Origin of the sequence: Exiguobacterium sp. s80 (assembly GCF_018618725.1) — a bacterium.
Classification (GTDB): domain Bacteria; phylum Bacillota; class Bacilli; order Exiguobacteriales; family Exiguobacteriaceae; genus Exiguobacterium_A; species Exiguobacterium_A oxidotolerans.
Window position 1 is genome coordinate 422,337 of sequence record NZ_JACSMP010000001.1, and the last position, 16,742, is coordinate 439,078.

The 16,742-nt window shown below is 48.0% G+C and carries 18 protein-coding genes and 1 pseudogene; 12 read left to right on the forward strand and 7 right to left on the reverse strand.

Annotation, left to right across the window (positions count from 1 at the left end; genetic code table 11):
* Positions 1 to 22: 22 nt before the first annotated feature.
* Together KNP94_RS02130 and KNP94_RS02135 are read right to left on the reverse strand one after the other, a co-directional pair.
* On the reverse strand, positions 23 to 1,270 hold the full coding sequence (locus KNP94_RS02130) for a lysine N(6)-hydroxylase/L-ornithine N(5)-oxygenase family protein (RefSeq protein ID WP_214807751.1): 1,248 nt from the start codon (positions 1,268 to 1,270) through the stop codon (positions 23 to 25).
* A 77-nt stretch (positions 1,271 to 1,347) separates the two neighbouring features.
* Positions 1,348 to 2,478 carry a S1C family serine protease gene (locus KNP94_RS02135; protein WP_215115127.1) on the reverse strand — a complete coding sequence of 377 codons (1,131 nt, stop codon included), beginning with the start codon at positions 2,476 to 2,478 and terminating at the stop codon, positions 1,348 to 1,350.
* 195 nt (positions 2,479 to 2,673) lie between these two features.
* Between KNP94_RS02135 and KNP94_RS02140 the strand changes: the two genes are divergently transcribed.
* Complete coding sequence (locus tag KNP94_RS02140) at positions 2,674 to 3,030, forward strand: DoxX family protein (RefSeq protein WP_214801127.1); 357 nt, start codon at positions 2,674 to 2,676, stop codon at positions 3,028 to 3,030.
* Between the two features lie 43 nt (positions 3,031 to 3,073).
* Here the strand turns inward: KNP94_RS02140 and KNP94_RS02145 are convergent, their stop codons facing one another.
* The gene (locus KNP94_RS02145) at positions 3,074 to 3,838 is read right to left on the reverse strand and encodes an SGNH/GDSL hydrolase family protein (RefSeq protein WP_088836746.1); all 765 of its coding nucleotides are present in this window, start codon (positions 3,836 to 3,838) and stop codon (positions 3,074 to 3,076) included.
* 126 nt (positions 3,839 to 3,964) lie between these two features.
* Here KNP94_RS02145 and KNP94_RS02150 point away from each other — a divergent pair, with 126 nt between their 5' ends.
* The 4 genes from KNP94_RS02150 to hfq all read left to right on the forward strand — a co-directional run bounded on the left by KNP94_RS02150 (position 3,965) and on the right by hfq (position 7,570).
* Positions 3,965 to 4,885 (forward strand): ABC transporter ATP-binding protein, encoded by a 921-nt coding sequence (locus KNP94_RS02150; protein ID WP_215115128.1) that lies wholly within the window; start codon positions 3,965 to 3,967, stop codon positions 4,883 to 4,885.
* The gene (locus KNP94_RS02155) at positions 4,878 to 5,876 is read left to right on the forward strand and encodes an ABC transporter permease (protein WP_034801277.1); all 999 of its coding nucleotides are present in this window, start codon (positions 4,878 to 4,880) and stop codon (positions 5,874 to 5,876) included. The genes KNP94_RS02150 and KNP94_RS02155 overlap by 8 nt, the downstream gene beginning before the upstream one ends.
* Positions 5,877 to 6,345: 469 nt before the next feature.
* Positions 6,346 to 7,299, forward strand: coding sequence for a tRNA (adenosine(37)-N6)-dimethylallyltransferase MiaA (gene miaA, locus KNP94_RS02160; RefSeq protein WP_088836747.1), 954 nt, complete (start codon positions 6,346 to 6,348; stop codon positions 7,297 to 7,299).
* A gap of 22 nt (positions 7,300 to 7,321) precedes the next feature.
* Positions 7,322 to 7,570 (forward strand): RNA chaperone Hfq, encoded by a 249-nt coding sequence (gene hfq, locus KNP94_RS02165; RefSeq protein ID WP_029333264.1) that lies wholly within the window; start codon positions 7,322 to 7,324, stop codon positions 7,568 to 7,570.
* 155 nt (positions 7,571 to 7,725) lie between these two features.
* Here the strand turns inward: hfq and KNP94_RS02170 are convergent, their stop codons facing one another.
* Positions 7,726 to 8,700, reverse strand: coding sequence for a tyrosine-type recombinase/integrase (locus KNP94_RS02170; protein ID WP_088836748.1), 975 nt, complete (start codon positions 8,698 to 8,700; stop codon positions 7,726 to 7,728).
* A gap of 134 nt (positions 8,701 to 8,834) precedes the next feature.
* Between KNP94_RS02170 and hflX the strand changes: the two genes are divergently transcribed.
* The 6 genes and pseudogenes from hflX to KNP94_RS02200 all read left to right on the forward strand — a co-directional run bounded on the left by hflX (position 8,835) and on the right by KNP94_RS02200 (position 14,243).
* Positions 8,835 to 10,076, forward strand: a complete 1,242-nt coding sequence (gene hflX, locus KNP94_RS02175) for a GTPase HflX (protein ID WP_214771784.1) — start codon at positions 8,835 to 8,837, stop codon at positions 10,074 to 10,076.
* Between the two features lie 2 nt (positions 10,077 to 10,078).
* Positions 10,079 to 11,356: a methionine gamma-lyase family protein gene (locus KNP94_RS02180; RefSeq protein WP_215115129.1), complete on the forward strand. Its 1,278-nt coding sequence runs from the start codon at positions 10,079 to 10,081 to the stop codon at positions 11,354 to 11,356.
* A 139-nt stretch (positions 11,357 to 11,495) separates the two neighbouring features.
* Positions 11,496 to 11,894: a MerR family transcriptional regulator gene (locus KNP94_RS02185; protein ID WP_029333272.1), complete on the forward strand. Its 399-nt coding sequence runs from the start codon at positions 11,496 to 11,498 to the stop codon at positions 11,892 to 11,894.
* Between the two features lie 49 nt (positions 11,895 to 11,943).
* The gene (gene glnA, locus KNP94_RS02190) at positions 11,944 to 13,290 is read left to right on the forward strand and encodes a type I glutamate--ammonia ligase (RefSeq protein ID WP_088836751.1); all 1,347 of its coding nucleotides are present in this window, start codon (positions 11,944 to 11,946) and stop codon (positions 13,288 to 13,290) included.
* Positions 13,291 to 13,756: 466 nt separating this feature from the next.
* Positions 13,757 to 13,993: pseudogene (locus KNP94_RS02195) on the forward strand ((4Fe-4S)-binding protein).
* Positions 13,968 to 14,243, forward strand: a complete 276-nt coding sequence (locus tag KNP94_RS02200) for a GNAT family N-acetyltransferase (RefSeq protein ID WP_215115130.1) — start codon at positions 13,968 to 13,970, stop codon at positions 14,241 to 14,243. The pseudogene KNP94_RS02195 and the gene KNP94_RS02200 overlap by 26 nt, the downstream one beginning before the upstream one ends.
* Before the next feature lie 49 nt (positions 14,244 to 14,292).
* Here KNP94_RS02200 and KNP94_RS02205 read toward each other — a convergent pair whose 3' ends face one another.
* From KNP94_RS02205 to KNP94_RS02215, 3 genes are all read right to left on the reverse strand, one after another.
* A complete protein-coding gene (locus tag KNP94_RS02205; protein WP_215115131.1) occupies positions 14,293 to 14,469 on the reverse strand; it encodes a hypothetical protein in 177 nt (58 codons plus the stop codon).
* An 87-nt stretch (positions 14,470 to 14,556) separates the two neighbouring features.
* On the reverse strand, positions 14,557 to 14,883 hold the full coding sequence (locus KNP94_RS02210; protein WP_088836755.1) for an AzlD domain-containing protein: 327 nt from the start codon (positions 14,881 to 14,883) through the stop codon (positions 14,557 to 14,559).
* Positions 14,862 to 15,563 carry an AzlC family ABC transporter permease gene (locus KNP94_RS02215; RefSeq protein WP_215115132.1) on the reverse strand — a complete coding sequence of 234 codons (702 nt, stop codon included), beginning with the start codon at positions 15,561 to 15,563 and terminating at the stop codon, positions 14,862 to 14,864. Before KNP94_RS02215 ends, KNP94_RS02210 begins: the two co-directional genes overlap by 22 nt.
* A 167-nt stretch (positions 15,564 to 15,730) precedes the next feature.
* On the opposite strand from KNP94_RS02215, the gene dhaK reads away from it, so the two are divergent.
* The gene (gene dhaK, locus KNP94_RS02220; RefSeq protein ID WP_029333284.1) at positions 15,731 to 16,699 is read left to right on the forward strand and encodes a dihydroxyacetone kinase subunit DhaK; all 969 of its coding nucleotides are present in this window, start codon (positions 15,731 to 15,733) and stop codon (positions 16,697 to 16,699) included.
* Positions 16,700 to 16,742: the final 43 nt, after the last annotated feature.

Here is a 16,742-nt window from a genome sequence, read left to right on the forward strand (position 1 = left end):
TATTTGGCGAGCTACTTTTTTGTCAGTCGAACGTCGTAAACGTTGCATGCTGTTCGACAGGATACAACTCTTTCCCGGCGACATCATTTAAAATCAATTGATTTCGTGAGACCGACATCCCTAGATTGTCGGCGGCAGGACCGTGCGAAAGCTCTAAGTTCGTCGTCGCGTACAACTGATGATTTGTTGCGATGGAACGAACAATCCGGTAATTCGCATCGACTTTCCAAGCCTGATCACCTTCGAACTCGATGTTCAATCGGTCAATAAAGCGCGGTAATGCCGGGACGAAACCGGTTGCTGCGACAACGGCATCCGTGTTCGATGTCCGGACTTGGTTGAGTTCCGTATGACGCATTTTAATTGCAAATGACGTATCGTGCGTAATTTGTTCGACCTCAAGATTTGCGCGAATCTGGACGCGGTCTTTTTGATCGGTCGTCAAATCATAGAGGTGTTCGTAAATGGCCTGTAAGGTTTCCGGACTGATCCCGTTTTGCGACCGCGTGAATTTCGAAACGGCCTCTTGCCGTGTTTCAAGTGGTAATTGATTAAAATACGTGACATAACTCGGTGAAAAGATTTCTTCGCCGAGTTTTCCGGTCTCAAGCGTTTCAAAAATCGTCGAACGTGAAATCCACTCGAGTTCGAGATCCGGCGAGCGATCGCTCGTCAATAGATCAAGGAAAATTTCTGCTGCACTTTGACCCGATCCGACGATGGAAATTTTATTTTTCGACAGGAGCTGTTCTTTTTCCATGACATATTGTGTGTTGTGAATGACGCTTGAATCAAACGTATCGGGAATTGAAGGTTTAGCCCCTGTTCCGATGACGACGTTACGTGTTTCATATGTCTTCCGTTCACCCGTCTTGACGTCTTCGACAAGCACCTCATAACTATCACCCGTGTCCTGAACATCAATGACGCGGGTCGAAAAACATAAGTCATCGAGTTGGGTCGCGACCCATTTCAAATACGAATTGTATTCTTGGCGCGAAATCAATAATTTTTCATAAAAATAAAATGTATGCAAACGATTGATGGAACGCAAGTAGTTTAAATAAGTAAAAGAAGACGTCGGATCAGCAAGTGTGACTAAGTCAGAGATGAAACTCGTTTGCATCATCGAGTCTTTAATCATCATCCCGGGATGCCACGAAAATTGTTCGCTTTCATCAAAAAAAAGTGTCCGTAATGGTGTCGGATGAGCGAGTGCGCTCAACCCTAAATTCATCGGTCCAATCCCGATGCCGATCAAATCATACATAAAGAGAGCCCCCCAAAGATATTGTTCTAAAACAATACCCGATATGGGAGGCAATTGAAACGTCTTGATGTGGAAGATTATAACTGATCGGTTGTCGTCGTCGTTGTTTTAACAGTTGATGTTTTACCATCGCGGATGATCGTCAACGTGATGTCACCGTCCGATTTAATCAGTGCCGTTTTGATGTCGACAAAACTCTCAATCGCCGATCCGTTAATTTTCGTGATGACGTCACCTGTTTTCAGCTTCGCGGAGGCAGCCGGACTGTTCGGTTCAACTGACATGATGACGACACCGGTTTTTTGGGATTCAGGCAACTTGACTTGATCAAGCAAATAACCGGCCGGGAAGGCGGAAACGTCCTGCAAGGCGACACCAAGCGTCGGATGCTTGACTTCACCGGTCGTTTCAAGCTGTTTTAGGATGGGCAGCGCATCGTCGATCGGAATGCTGAAACCAACGCCTTCGACGCCCGTTTCAGCAATCTTCATCGAGTTGATTCCGACGAGCTGACCTTGTTCGTTGATTAAGGCACCACCAGAGTTACCGGGGTTGATGGCTGCATCGGTCTGAATGACGGTCGTATTGAAGTCATCTTGCCCATCGCTGTTCGTGTCTACAGGGACCGTCCGGTCATTTGAACTGACGATTCCACGTGTGACGGAGTTTTGGAATTCACCGAGCGGGTTTCCGATGGCGAGCACGGTTTGACCGGCTTTTAAGTCAGCCGATTTTCCGACCGTGATGACAGCGGGAACGTCTTTTGCGTCGACCTCGAGGACGGCAAGATCGTATGTTGCGTCGCTACCGAGTAACTTTGCACTCAAAGTGTTACCGTCGTTTAATGTCACTTCGAGTTTCGAGGCACCGTCGACGACGTGGTGGTTCGTAATGATGTAGGCCTTTCCGTCTGCTTTTTTATAGATGACACCGGAACCAGAGCCGCTCGCCGCTTCTTCTTGCGTCATGCTGTTACCGGTTTGGTAGTTCGTGACGGTCACGACCGATTTTTGGGCGGATGCGACGGCGTTCGTCACAGGGTCATTTGATGTCGTTGAAACTTGTTTCGGCATCCCGTTTGAAAGAGGTGTATCGGCAACTTGTTGTTCTTGATCCATAAAAAGTGGAAAGGCGATCGTTGCCGTCAAAACGGCACCGATGATGCCTCCTGTCAGTCCGGGTAAAAGTTGTTTTGTTTTTCCTGCCATATCGACCATTCCTTCCGTATCAATTTCTATTTTTACTGTATCAGATAACCAAACTGAAAATGAAATTGCGGACGTTTTTCCAAAATGACTCATCATTCCCCACAATTGATCGACAGTTTCTTATAGTTGAGCGAAAAGGATTCGTCCGTTACACTGAGTTTGGTTCTTACTTATATCAACGGGGAGATGGAAGTCATGAAGTATGTTTTACGTTTGTTGTACGGTGGAGGATTATTATTTGCTGGGGTCGGTCATTTTCGAAACGAAAAAGGATTTGTCAGCATCATGCCGTCCTTTATTCCGTTTAAGCGGTTTTTCGTTCAAGTGACGGGTATCATCGAAGTTTTGTACGGCTTCATGTTGTTGACAGGTAAAGGTGTCGATATCGTTCGCAAGACACTACCTGGCTTTTTATATGCCGTCTTACCGGCGAACGTCAACATGGCCGTCAATCCACAACCCATCAACGGTAAAAAATTGCCGGCCTGGGCGTTATGGACACGTTTGCCGCTGCAATGGGTCTTAATCGCCTTAGCCAAACGTCTGAAATGAAATGAAGCCGCCGAGTCGATGTGATTCGGCGGCTTTCTTTGGATTAAAAACGTTTATTTACAGCGAGCAGGGAAGCTTTCGCAATTTGTTCGTACGTTGAATCATTCGGGTGGAACTGATCACTTGAGAGATCGCGTTTGACGTCACGGACTAGGTTGAACGTATCGATGACTTCAATATCATATTCGAGTCCGAGTTGACGCGACTCGGCATTCCAATTTTGGACGATTGCGTCAAATGCCTCCCCATTTTCACTGGCACGGAAAGGATTATACAGTCCGACGTAGAAGATGACGGCATCCGGATTTTCATCTCGGAGGATTTTAAAGGTCTTCTCCAAGTTGGTTTGAGCTGATTTAATCGTATCAGCAGTCTTTTTTGCATCAAAGTTTGCGACACCTTCACCACGGTTGAACAAATCATTCCCGCCAATCGTCACCGAAATGACTTTTGCCTGGCTAAGGGAGCGAAGGACTTCTTTTTGTTCAAGTTGCTTCAGTAGATCTTCCGTCCGGGCTCCGCTGACGGCGAGATTTTGGAAACGTTCGACGGTGTTGTCTTTTGTAAGTTCTTGACCGACGATTGCTGCATAACTGTTTCCGTTCGAAGCACCGACGCCGCGTGTCAACGAGTCACCTAAAGCGACGTAAGTCCCGCCTTTTGCAACGGGTTCTTCTTTCGTTGGTGTCAAGACCGCCCGTTTTGGTGGATTAACGACGTCGTTATAGGCGCTTGCAAATCCGTACCCGAAAAGTGCGGTCAAGATGAGCGAAACGCTTAAAAATAAAGGCCAAGCATATCGTTTCATGAATCGTTCCTCCTTTTACTGTTACGATGATTGTAGCAAAACTTTAGAAAATGTGCGGTTTTGAAGTGCTTAGACGAGTCAAATCATTCATTATTCCGCTAGAATAGACCATAAGAGGTGAGAAACGTGAATCCAACTGTAAAATTAGAATCGGTCACGAAGGTGATTGGAAAGAAAACGATTATCGATAACATTTCGTTTGAAATCTTCCCAGGTGAAGTCTTTGGATTTCTCGGTCCGAACGGGGCAGGGAAAACAACGACGATCCGGATGCTCGTCGGATTGATTAAACCGACGTCGGGTAAAATCACGGTCTGTGATTTTGACGTCCGCAAACAATTTGTTCAAGCGATGGAGCGGATTGGCTCGATCGTTGAAAACCCAGAGCTTTACAAATATTTGAGTGGGCGCGAAAACTTGCGTGTCTTCGCCCGGATGTTACCGAATGTCGATGAAGCTCGGATTCAAGAAGTGATTGACTTGGTCGACTTGACGGCGCGGGTCGACGATCAAGTCCGGACGTATTCCCTCGGGATGCGTCAACGCCTTGGAATCGCCCAAGCCTTGCTCGGTCGTCCAAGTGTTTTGATACTCGATGAACCAACAAACGGACTCGATCCGATGGGGATTCGTGATTTACGGCAATTCATTCGGAAGCTCGTTGATGAGACAGGATTATCAGTTTTAGTCTCGAGCCACATCCTGGCTGAGATTGAGATGCTCGCTGACCGGGTCGCCATCATGAGTTACGGCAAAATCGTTCAAGTCGGGACGGTCAAGGAGCTCGTCGAGTCGCTTGCTCCAGGTGTCGACTGGCGGGTCGATGATGCCTTCAAAGCAAATGAAATTTTATCCGCGTCTGAAGACGTCCAGGTCTCTGAAGTCGTTGACGCGAATACCGTCCATACATTGATGGATTCAAGTAAGACACCGACACTCAATAAACAGCTGTTTGAAGCCGGCGTCGAAGTCTGGACGATTGAACGAAAAGTCCAGACGCTCGAAGATCTCTTCATCACCTTGACGGGGGGAGATCATATTGCGTAATCCGAACATGCTTGGTCTCGTCCGCAACGAAGTGACGAAAATTGCTTCGAAAAAGCGCTTCGCCGTCGTCGCGATCATTTTAGTCGTTCTTGTGTCGATGTTTACGTATGCACAGTATCGTGACATCCAAGAACAAATTAAGAAACAAGGTACGCTCGATTGGCGTGTCGAACTGCAACAAGACATCGTCGATACACAGAATCGCCTGGCCTCGAGCAGTATTCAAGACGAGTTCCGCCAGTTTTTAGAATTTGATTTAAAACAGAATCAATACTACCTCGATAATGATATCAATCCGAACTATCCGGGTGCGCCGACGTTCATCCGCATTTTCTTCTCACAAGGATTAACGTTAATCTTACCGCTCTTCATCATCGTCATCATGGCGGACATCGTCAGCGGGGAGCAAAACGACGGAACGATCAAGACGCTTCTGTCGCGACCGGTCCGGCGCTGGAAAATTTTGATGGCGAAATGGATCACGGTTTTACTCTATACCTCGATGCTGATGGCATTGACCGCGTTCGTCTGTTACGCGATTTCCGGCATCGTCCTCGGGTATGACGGCTGGACCGCCCCGATTTTGACCGGGTTCCAAGCATCGCCGAGCGGGACGTTCTCGACCGAATTCGTGCATACGATTCCGATGTGGGAATACCTCCTGATGGCAATCGGTCTCGCCTGGATCGTCACAGCCGTCGTCGGAACGATTGCGTTGATGGTCTCTGTCCTCGTCAAGAATACGGCGACCGGGATTGGCATCATGATGGCAGTCTTGATTTCCGGAACATTGTTGACGACACTCGGTTCGAGCTGGACAAGTTCGAAATACCTCGTTAACGTCAACTTTGGACTAATCAATTATCTGGATGGTCAAGCACCACCGATTGAAGGCATGACGTTGCCATTCTCGCTTGCCGTCCTTGGCTGTTGGACAGTCGCGACACTTGGAATCGCCTTTTGGAACTTTACGCAAAAAGATATGTATTAATAAAAAACCCCCTGTCCCGAACTCGGAACAGGGGGTTTTCGCAACGGGCAAGCCCGTCACTTGGAATCGAGAGGCAGAGCCTCTAATGGAAAGCCGATGCAGGTCAACTTCCGCGCTACGTACCAATCGTATCTTAATCATAGCGATTCCATTAATTGGTGTCAAACATGCTCGAATGGGTTTACAGTTGTCGCAAATTGTAAAAAGGTAGATAACAGATAAAAGAGGAGGGGCTATGATGGCAGATTGGGGTATTATGTTGACAGGGTTAGTGATTTGCGGATGGTGTGTATTCAGCGCAATTTATGACGACTTCATTCGTCGTGTCTAATATTTTTTTCGTAACAAATAGGGTACATGTCCTTTTTCTTCAGGATAGGTGCTCTTTTTTTGTCTTAAAACGGCTACGGCAGAATTGTGAATTATGGTACACTGACATCAAAAATGATCAGTGTAGGAATGGTGATGCATAGTGAAACAACCAGTCATCGTCATCGTCGGTCCGACTGCGGTCGGAAAAACGAAGACAGGTATAGAATTAGCGAAGCGCTTGAATGGTGAAATCATCTCCGGTGACTCCGTTCAGGTCTATCAAGGAATGGACATCGGTTCAGCGAAAGTGACAGAAGAAGAAATGGACGGTGTAGCGCATCATATGCTCGACCTTGTCAATCCGGATGATGAGATGAGTGTTGCTCGTTTTCAGACGCTGGCACGTCAGGCGATTGCGGACATTGCAGGTCGAGGGAAATTGCCAATCATCGTCGGCGGGACCGGGTTATACATCCGGGCGATTTTGTATGACTATCAATTTACAGCACAAGCGGAAAATAAAGAATTGCGGCAGGAGCTGGAACAATTTGCAGCGGAGCAAGGCGTAGTCGCACTCCATGAACGCTTGCGTCAACTCGATCCGAATCGGGCAGAGGAAATTCATCCGAACAATGTGCAACGGGTCGTCCGGGCGATTGAAGTCGCCGAGAGTGGACAGACACAAACGTCCGGTAGTGAACCGAGCTTATATGAGAGCTTGCTGTTCGTCTTACATATGGATGACCGGGATCGCTTATATGACCGAATCAATGAGCGGGTCGATTTGATGGTGGGGCAGGGACTCGTCGAGGAAGTCCGGCAGCTTGTTGACGCCGGCTTCGCCGATACGAAAGCGATGCAAGCAATCGGCTACAAGGAAATCGTCCCTGTTTTGAGTGGCGCGCCACTTGAACCGGCGGTCGAACAGTTGAAACGTAACACGCGACGCTTCGCAAAACGGCAGTTAACCTGGTTCCGTCATCAATTTGATGGCGTTTGGGTAGAAATGGGAACGATTTCATTTGAACAAAACTTCAAAATTATCTATGATAGAACAGTAGGGTTTCTGAAAGCGGTTAACTCGGACTGGCCTGAAGACAGAAACAGATAAAATAGAGGGGGCACGGGGTCTTATGAAAGCGACATACAACATTCAAGACTATTTTTTAAATCAATTACGAAAAGATGCGGTTCCAACAACCGTCTTCTTAATCAGTGGGTATCAATTACGGGGATTAATCAAATCATTCGATAACTTCACGGTAATCCTAGAATCAGAAGGAAAACAACAACTGATTTATAAGCATGCCATTTCGACGTTCGCGCCGGCACGTAACGTGACGTTGTACGAACAAGAGGAAACGGAAGAAGTATCGCGTTAAACAAGACGGCCGCGGGGGCCATCTTGTAAGAAATGCAATCCATTTAGATGAAAGGTCACTGCGAAGTGACTCTTCATCTTTTTTTGTGGAGGATGACGAATGGTACAAGAAAAAGATGCCGGCGTCTTGTACCATTTGCCTTTACAGCACATTCATCATAATAACTCTTTTAATTCTTCAAATGCTTCCGCGTATCGTCTTAACGAGACGTCTTTATAGAGACATGTCTTCGTCAGGCGGTCTTCTGTCGTCATCTCGTCGACATACGTTTTCAAGATGAAGCTGTTACGGAGCATCGACGGGGTGATCAATCGTTTGTTATCCGACCGTTCATTGAGTTGCCGCATCATTTTCGTGATCATGACGATCGAGAGCTGCTTCGGCGCATTTTTACTATAGAGCCAGCGGAACGTCATCCGGGCGAAGTCGAAGGCGACGAAAAACGGGTCCGTTGTATGATAACGTGGACGGACGGGTTCCGGAACGGTCTTCAAGTAACGGAGCATGACGTCCTGATCCTCACGCTCGATATGCAATTTGTACGTGTTCCCGAGCCGGTCGTGGACGAGCATCTCTTGCTGGGCAAAATTGAGGTCTTGCATCTTCAGCCCGATGATGTGGTGAACGCGTAGTCCGTACCGGTAGAACAACCGTAAAATCAATTCATTGCGGTCGATCAAGTACGGGCGGGCGACGAGCTGATGATCGGTCAAACCGCGGTCGGACTGATTCGTCCGGATCAACTGGTCATATTCTTTCTGCGACGCGACATGGTGTGGACCGAGCTCATGGGTCGGCTGGGCATACTCAATTAGTTTTGCTTTTGATTGTCGGATTTGATAGTTCAATTGATTGATGACGGTGACGATCCGGGCGACCGTCGCTTGTTTATAGAGTTTTTCTTCGATCAAGTATTCGTTGATGAATGTCTTCCAGGCATCGAGCGAAATTGCTTTGAAATCATCAATCGTCTCGAGCGGTTGGTCGACTTCCGTCATGTACCGGTGAACCTCGATTAAATCATAACGGTAGCGTCGGACGGTCGAGTCCTGTCGACCGCTGACCGTTAAATAGAGGAGATACCGTTCGATGAACTCGGGCAACGTATAATCCAGTCGTTCGCGTGCCATGTTCCGCCTCCTTCAACCTTGTTATTCTTATCATAAACCGAACGAATGTTTCCTGTCCAAAAAAGTTCAGACGGATAGCGGCGTGTGGTATGATTAGGGACGCAGAATGTCTTTATCTTGAAAGGAATGATTTTATGTCAGAACGCGTTATTGTCGTCGGTTGTCAGCTCCCCGATGTGGCAGACCATATTTATGCAGAATCGGTCGCGGAGCTTGAAGCACTCGTCACGACTGCGCACGGGGTCGTCGTTGGACGACTCGATCAAAAACGGCAGGCAGTCGATCGGCGTACGTTTATCGGAAAAGGGAAGGTCGAGGAACTGGTCGCGCTAGCGGAAGAACTCGAACCGGATTTAATTATTTTTAATGCAGAAGTCACACCCGGTCAGATGAAGAACATCCGGATTGCACTTGAAGACCCGGAATCGATCAAATTGATTGACCGGACCCAATTGATTCTCGATATCTTCGCCGGGCGTGCTCAGTCACGGGAAGGGAAACTTCAAGTCGAGCTCGCGCAAATGAGTTATTTGTTACCGCGTCTCAGTGGACAAGGAACGCAACTGTCACGTCTTGGTGGCGGAATCGGGACACGTGGTCCGGGTGAATCGAAACTTGAGACGGACCGTCGACACATCCGTCGCCGTGTCGATGAAATCAAGAAACAGCTCGAAACATCGGTCGCACACCGAGCGCGTTACCGGGAACGCCGTAAAGAAAATCAGACGTTCCAAATCGCGCTCGTCGGGTATACGAATGCCGGGAAGTCGACGATTTTCAATCGCTTGACGCATGCTGACACGTATGAAAAAAATGAATTGTTCGCGACGCTTGATCCATTGACACGTCAGTTCGATTTACCGGAAGGCGGACAAATCCTGTTAACGGATACGGTTGGTTTCATCCAGGACCTTCCGACGAAACTGATTGCTGCCTTCCGTTCGACGCTCGAAGAAGTGCTTGAAGCCGATTTGATCCTCCATGTCATTGATGCTTCGAGTGAACATTATCTCAATCAGATGCAGACGACGAACGATGTCCTCGATGAGCTCGGAGCGGGTGATATTCCGCAACTCGAAGTCTTCAATAAAAAAGACCAGTTGACAGACTTGTTCACCGGCGGAAAATTACTGATTTCAGCACTCGATCCGACTGATATCGAACGGTTAACGCTCGAAATCGAAAAGTCGATCAGTGAGATTTTGGAATATCTCGAAATCCGGATTCCGGTCGAGGCGTTTGCCCACTACAACCCGGCAAAAGAAGTCATGATGAATTTACAAGAACAATATGAAGAGGATGGATCGGTCACGCTCAAAGGGTACTTGCGTAAAGACACGCGTCTCTACTCGACATTGAAACAATACGAGGTGTAAGCATGTTTACAGAATTAACGCACTATGAAACGATTCGTCCCTTCATCGAGACGGCGGAGACGCGAATCGCTCCCAGGATTAAACGGACGCAAGAAATCGCGGAATACAATCAGTTCCGCGTCTTGAACGCGTTCCGGAAACACAAAGTCAGCGATTTTCACTTCATGCCGTCGACAGGTTACGGCTATAACGATGAAGGGCGCGATACGCTCGAACGGATTTATGCCGACGTCTTCGGTGCAGAAGCCGGACTTTGCCGCGCGCAAATTATCAGTGGGACCCATGCGATCGGGATTGCGTTGTTCGGGTTACTCTTGCCGGGCGACGAATTACTGTATATCACAGGCAAACCGTACGACACGCTCGAAGAAATCGTCGGCATCCGGGGTGACGGGCGGGGCTCGCTAAAAGAACTCGGTGTCACCTATGATGTCGTCGAGATGAAACAGGCGGAGACGATTGATATCGATGCCGTTCTCGCCCGGATCACAAGCAAGACGAAAGTCGTCGGGATTCAACGGTCGAAAGGTTATGCGACACGGCGCAGCTTACCGGTCGAAGAAATCGGTCACGCGATTGCGACGATTAAAGCCGTCCATCCGGACGTCATCGTCTTTGTTGACAACTGTTACGGCGAGTTCGTCGAGACGATGGAACCGACCCATGTCGGGGCTGACCTGATGGCAGGCTCACTGATTAAAAATCCGGGTGGGGGTCTCGCGAAAACAGGCGGCTACCTCGTCGGACGGACAGACTTGATCGAACGGGCATCGTTCCGGATGACGACTCCGGGCATCGGCGCGGAAGCGGGCCCGTCGCTCTACTCGCTCCAAGACATGTATCAAGGCTTCTACATGGCGCCGCACACGGTCAGTCAGGCATTGATGGGGGCGATGTTCACATCGAGCATGATGGAGCAGTTCGGTTTCGACACGGCACCGCATTACGCAGCAGAGCGGACGGATTTGATTCAATCGGTCTCGTTCCATGCCCCGGAACCGATGATTGCTTTTTGTCAGGCGATTCAAGCGGCGTCACCGGTCAATGCTCATGCCTTACCGATTCCCGATTATATGCCGGGATATGCGGATGATGTCATCATGGCAGCAGGGACGTTCATCCAAGGGTCGTCAATCGAATTGTCGGCAGACGGACCGATTCGTGCGCCCTATACGGCTTACGTCCAAGGCGGGTTGACATTTAGTCACGTCAAAATCGCCATCGTTTCTGCCGTCGACCATTTGATGGAAAAACAATTGCTTCCGCAAACGCGGGTTTAAAATAATTACAAACTGTGAAAAGACCTTTGATGACAGGTTGTCTGACTTGTGGGAAAGTTGTGTTAACTTTCCTGACATAGCTTGACAACTTGCCTCACAGAGGTTTATTCTCATGGAGTAAGGAAAAAGGAGGAACGACATGGCAGACGTAACACGACAGTCCAAGCCACTGTTTCCGATCGGAGTCGTTCAAGAGTTGACCGCGTTATCTGCCCGGCAGATCCGTTACTATGAAGAACAGGGACTGATCAAACCGGAACGGACAGAGACGAAACGCCGCCTCTACTCGTTCAACGATGTGGATCGTTTACTGTCGATCAAGGAATATTTGGATCAGGGACTGAATATCGCAGGGATTAAAATGATTTTTGACAATGATCTCATCAAACGAGAACGCGTTGCGGAAACGGTCGTCAAGACACGTCCGGAACTATCCGATGGAGAGTTGTATAAACTCCTGAAAAATCAACTGAAGGAAGCAGGTCAACCTGGAAAAACGTCGCTCATCCAAGGTGAGCTCGGGCGTTTCTTCAAGTAAGTACCTGTTACCATATATGAAAAACAGAATCGGAGAGGGGAACTGTTACATGACACGCCGCAACATTACACGAGAAGACATTATGAAAATCGCTAAAGCTGAGGACGTACGGTTTATTCGTCTACAATTCACAGATATCCTCGGTACAATCAAGAACGTTGAAATTCCAGTAAGTCAATTGGAGAAGGCACTTGATAATAAGATGATGTTCGATGGTTCGTCGATTGAAGGATTCGTCCGGATCGAAGAATCAGATATGTATCTCTTCCCAGACTTAAATACATGGGTTGTCTTCCCATGGACTGAAGATGGAACAGGTAAAGTCGCACGTCTCATTTGTGACATTCACAATCCAGATGGCACATCGTTCTCAGGTGATCCACGTGGTCAATTGAAACGCGTACTTAAAGAAATGGAAGAGCTTGGTTTCTCTTCATTCAACGTCGGACCAGAACCGGAATTCTTCCTCTTCAAAAAGGATGAAAACGGTCGCCCGACACTTGAATTAAACGACCAAGGTGGATACTTCGACCTCGCACCTGTCGATCTCGGTGAGAACTGCCGTAAAGAAATCGTCATCGAGCTCGAAAACATGGGCTTTGAAATCGAAGCGTCACACCACGAAGTCGCACCGGGTCAACACGAAATCGACTTTAAATATGCGGATGCGATCACGACTGCCGATAACATCCAAACGTTTAAACTCGTCGTTAAGACGATTGCTGCGAAACATAACTTGCACGCGACATTCATGCCGAAACCGCTCTTCGGTGTCAACGGTTCAGGTATGCATGCGAACATGTCCCTCTTCAAAGGAAACGAAAACGTCTTCTTCGACGAAGAGAACAGCAACATGCAACTCTCTGACGATGCACGCGCCTTCACAGCAGGTATCCTGAAGCACGCTCGTGCCTTCACAGCTGTCTGTAACCCGACAGTCAACTCGTACAAACGTCTTGTTCCTGGTTATGAAGCACCTTGCTACGTCGCATGGTCAGCCCGTAACCGTTCACCGCTCGTCCGAGTTCCTGCTGCACGTGGTCTTTCAACTCGAATCGAAGTTCGTTCAGTTGACCCGGCGGCTAACCCGTACCTTGCACTTGCGACATTGCTTGCGTCAGGTCTTGACGGAATCAAAAACAACTTGCAAGCACCTGCACCAATCGACCGTAACATCTACGTCATGGACAAACCAGAACGTGTTGCGAACGGCATCGATGATTTACCATCAACACTCAGCCATGCACTCGAAGTACTCAAAGCAGATGACGTCGTCATGCACGCACTCGGCGATCACATCGCGGAACACTTCGTTGAGCTCAAAGAAATCGAGTGGGATATGTTCCGGACACAAGTCACGGAATGGGAACGCGATCAGTACATGGTCTTGTTCTAAGTCTACTGGAAACGCCCGAATTTATTTCGGGCGTTTTTTAGCGTGTGGACAAAGCAACATAAAGTGATAAAAGCATCTCTCTTTTCCGTTGCTTTCCTCGGGCGAGGCGCAAGCCGTTGCTCCTTTATCCTCTCGGACAATGAGCAGGGTCTTGCCTGCCTCTGACAGTGCGTTAAAAACGCACTTTTTCCCGTAGGAGTCAATGGAAGAGAGATGCTTTTTAGACCGTCGTGCAGCCGTTTTGAAGATGAGACGAGACAGGAAAGTGCAACACGCAAGCATATCGGTATAAACCTTTCATTAGAGTTTATCTACAGCCTGGAACGTCTGAATTTATTTCGGGCGTTTTTTGTGAGAATTCAATTGATGGATGCTTACATTTTTGTGATTTTATTAATTTTTTGATTTTCGAAAGGTGCATGCGTCTATTTAGGGAATAGAAAAATATACTAAGGAGGCGTTCCATATGAAGAAAGGCTATGAGGGAAAAGACGTGACTGTCTACTTTGATCCAGAAGTGTGCATTCATTCCGGTCACTGCGTCAAGAGCCTGCCTAGCGTGTTCGATGTCAAAAAATGACTATGGATTGAAGCGAACCGTGCGGGAGCAGAAGAAGTCATGCGTGTGATTGATGGCTGTCCAAGTGGTGCTTTATCTTATGAACGGAGGGAAGCAAATGGAACTGAAACGAGCAGAACGTAAAATCGAAGCGCATCAGGAAGGTGCAGTGATTGGAGAAATCACCTACAGCGACACGAACAACGGCATGTGGATCATCGATCATACGTATGTCGATCCCGCGCACCGGAACCAGCAAATCGGCGAACAACTCGTTGCCGAAATCGTCAACTGGGAACGGGAAGTTAACGTCAAGCTACTGCCGTTATGTCCGTTTGCGAAAAAAGAGTTTGAACATCAATCGGATTATCAGGACGTACAAGCAAATACGTGAACACAAAAATCTCCTCCAGTCTCTCAAGACCAGAAGAGATTTTTTCGAGTCATTGTTTGTGAGCCCTGACTTTCATTTTGCGAGAAACAACCATCGCGCCGAAATAGGCGACGACGTACAACGCGACCAGTCCTTGTTTTAGCATATAGGGGATATCCATTTGACTCGCGATCAGAAAAATCGCGCACAGCAATATCAAATAGGATATAAACTGCTTATTCGGCACATCAGGACCTCCTTCACTATCCATTAATTTCTATTTTAAAGATAACACAAAGGATGCATCGAAACATGTTAAAGATGAATGAAGTGCTTACAGATACAATCGTAGAAATGCCATGGTGACGACACCGGTCACGACCGTCCAGGATAGACTTTTGCTGAAAATTGCCACCGCCATCGTCGGTAGTGCTGCGAAGACATGAAGCGTCGAAATCGTCGGAAACGCGTCGTCTTGCGCGATGAGTAGATTTTGAAAAAAGAGGGCACCAAGCAGGCAGACCGGAATGAAGGAGAGCCATTCCGTTACGAGGCGTGGTAACGTCAGTCCATGAAGGACAAGAAACGGTAAGACGCGTGGAATCCAAGTGACGAGTCCACAAGCTAAAAAAAGAGCGATTAATTCTGGACGGATTTCCATCGTGTGATCACGACTCCTATACTTGCACCACCGAGCGTCGCGCAAAGAACGGCGACTTCTGGAGAAAAGTAGCGCATGGTTATGTAAAGCAATAGTAAGACGATCAGTAAGAGGCAACTGTTCACGGCAATGCGGGAACGTTCTCCTTCGAACTGTAAGTACAATAAGCCGATGAACATCGCCGTCAGGGCAAAGTCGAGACCGAAGCGCTCCGGATCAGGGAACCAACTGCCGACGAGTGCTCCGAGAACAGTTGCGACGATCCAGCTGAGATACGCAGTCAGGTTCAAGCCGTGCATGAAAGACGGGGAAAGCGTTCCTTTTTGCGCAGTATTCATCGCGACAGCGAACGACTCATCTGTCAGTAATGTCCCGACGCCGATCCGATCACGGATATGCCGGGTCTCAACATGCGGTGCAAGCGTCAGACTCATCAATAAGTGCCTGAGATTGACGATGAACGTCGTCAGGATGATGGCAGAAGCGGGACTATTCAATAATAAAAGACTTGTGATGATGAACTGGGCGGCACCGGCGTAAATGAAGACGGACATGAATCCGACTTCAAGAGGGGATAAACCGGAGGCACGACCGACGATGCCGGCAGAAAAGCCGATTCCGATATAACCGATAACAGTTGGTAAACAGGCTTTGATTCCTGCTTGGAATGAAGAAGACACGATACAATTCCTCCTTTTTTGACATGTAAGATGAGCATAGCATCCGTACTCAAAAATGGACACTAAGTGGTCAATATTTTCATATGTTTTCTTGACATAAGTTTGCTTGAATTGTGGTAAAGACTAAGTGGTAGTGCAAAAATTCGTTAGACGAAGGAGCGTTCAAGATGGATAAATTAATGCAAGATGCCAACCGATTCGTATCAGATATGGTGGAAGGTCTCGTTTTAGCTCATCCGGATTTATATGCGAAAGTCGACGGCGTCAATGTCGTAAAACGAAAAGAACCACTGAACGGAAAAGTTGCCCTCGTTTCGGGTGGCGGCAGTGGGCATGAGCCAGCCCATGCTGGTTTCATTGGTGACGGGATGTTAGCTGCAGCAGTTTGTGGAGAGGTCTTCACCTCGCCGACACCAGATATGGTCCTTGAAGGGATCAAGGCAGCAGACGCTGGTAAAGGCGTACTTCTCGTCGTTAAAAACTATTCCGGGGACGTCATGAACTTTGATATGGCGAAGGAACTGGCAGAACTTGAAGATATCGAAGTCGAGACGGTTGTCGTAAAGGATGACATCGCCATCAAAAAAGAAGAAGATCGCCGCGGTGTCGCGGGTACAGTCTTTGTCCATAAAATTGCTGGTGCGGCAGCGGCGGAAGGCAAGTCGCTTGCTGAAGTCAAAGCAATTGCCGAGAAAGTCATCGGAAGCGTGCGTTCGATTGGGATGGCACTTTCACCGTGTTACATGCCGGAAAGCGGAAAACCTGGTTTCGACTTACATGAAGATGAGATGGAAATCGGAATTGGAATCCATGGTGAAAAAGGAATCGACCGGAAACCGGTTGCGTCCGTTGAAGCAATCGTCACGGAACTGCTCGACCGACTGACAGCAGAAGTAACAGACAAAAAAGTCGCTGTCATGGTCAATGGTATGGGTGGAACGCCGGAATCGGAACTCTACATCACCTACAAGTATGTCGCGGAACAATTACAAGCAAAAGGCTACGACATCGTCCGTCCATACGTTGGAAACTATATGACATCGCTTGAGATGCACGGTTTCTCGATTACGTTACTTCCGGTCGACGACGAGCTCGTCGGTTACCTTGACGCAAAAACGAATGCAATCGGTTTTTAATCAAACTAAAAATTTTTAAAAGAAATAGAAGAGGTGGATTGAA

Coding starts and splice junctions, on each gene's coding strand:
- KNP94_RS02140 (WP_214801127.1), top strand. CDS start 2,674: ATGAAGTATGTTTTACGTTTGTTGTACGGTGGAGGATTATTATTTGCT.
- glnA (WP_088836751.1), top strand. CDS start 11,944: ATGACACGCCGCAACATTACACGAGAAGACATTATGAAAATCGCTAAA.
- KNP94_RS02135 (WP_215115127.1), bottom strand. CDS start 2,478: ATGGCAGGAAAAACAAAACAACTTTTACCCGGACTGACAGGAGGCATC.
- KNP94_RS02185 (WP_029333272.1), top strand. CDS start 11,496: ATGGCAGACGTAACACGACAGTCCAAGCCACTGTTTCCGATCGGAGTC.
- KNP94_RS02210 (WP_088836755.1), bottom strand. CDS start 14,883: ATGGAAATCCGTCCAGAATTAATCGCTCTTTTTTTAGCTTGTGGACTC.
- dhaK (WP_029333284.1), top strand. CDS start 15,731: ATGGATAAATTAATGCAAGATGCCAACCGATTCGTATCAGATATGGTG.
- hflX (WP_214771784.1), top strand. CDS start 8,835: ATGTCAGAACGCGTTATTGTCGTCGGTTGTCAGCTCCCCGATGTGGCA.
- KNP94_RS02180 (WP_215115129.1), top strand. CDS start 10,079: ATGTTTACAGAATTAACGCACTATGAAACGATTCGTCCCTTCATCGAG.
- KNP94_RS02130 (WP_214807751.1), bottom strand. CDS start 1,270: ATGTATGATTTGATCGGCATCGGGATTGGACCGATGAATTTAGGGTTG.
- hfq (WP_029333264.1), top strand. CDS start 7,322: ATGAAAGCGACATACAACATTCAAGACTATTTTTTAAATCAATTACGA.
- KNP94_RS02170 (WP_088836748.1), bottom strand. CDS start 8,700: ATGGCACGCGAACGACTGGATTATACGTTGCCCGAGTTCATCGAACGG.
- KNP94_RS02200 (WP_215115130.1), top strand. CDS start 13,968: ATGGAACTGAAACGAGCAGAACGTAAAATCGAAGCGCATCAGGAAGGT.
- KNP94_RS02145 (WP_088836746.1), bottom strand. CDS start 3,838: ATGAAACGATATGCTTGGCCTTTATTTTTAAGCGTTTCGCTCATCTTG.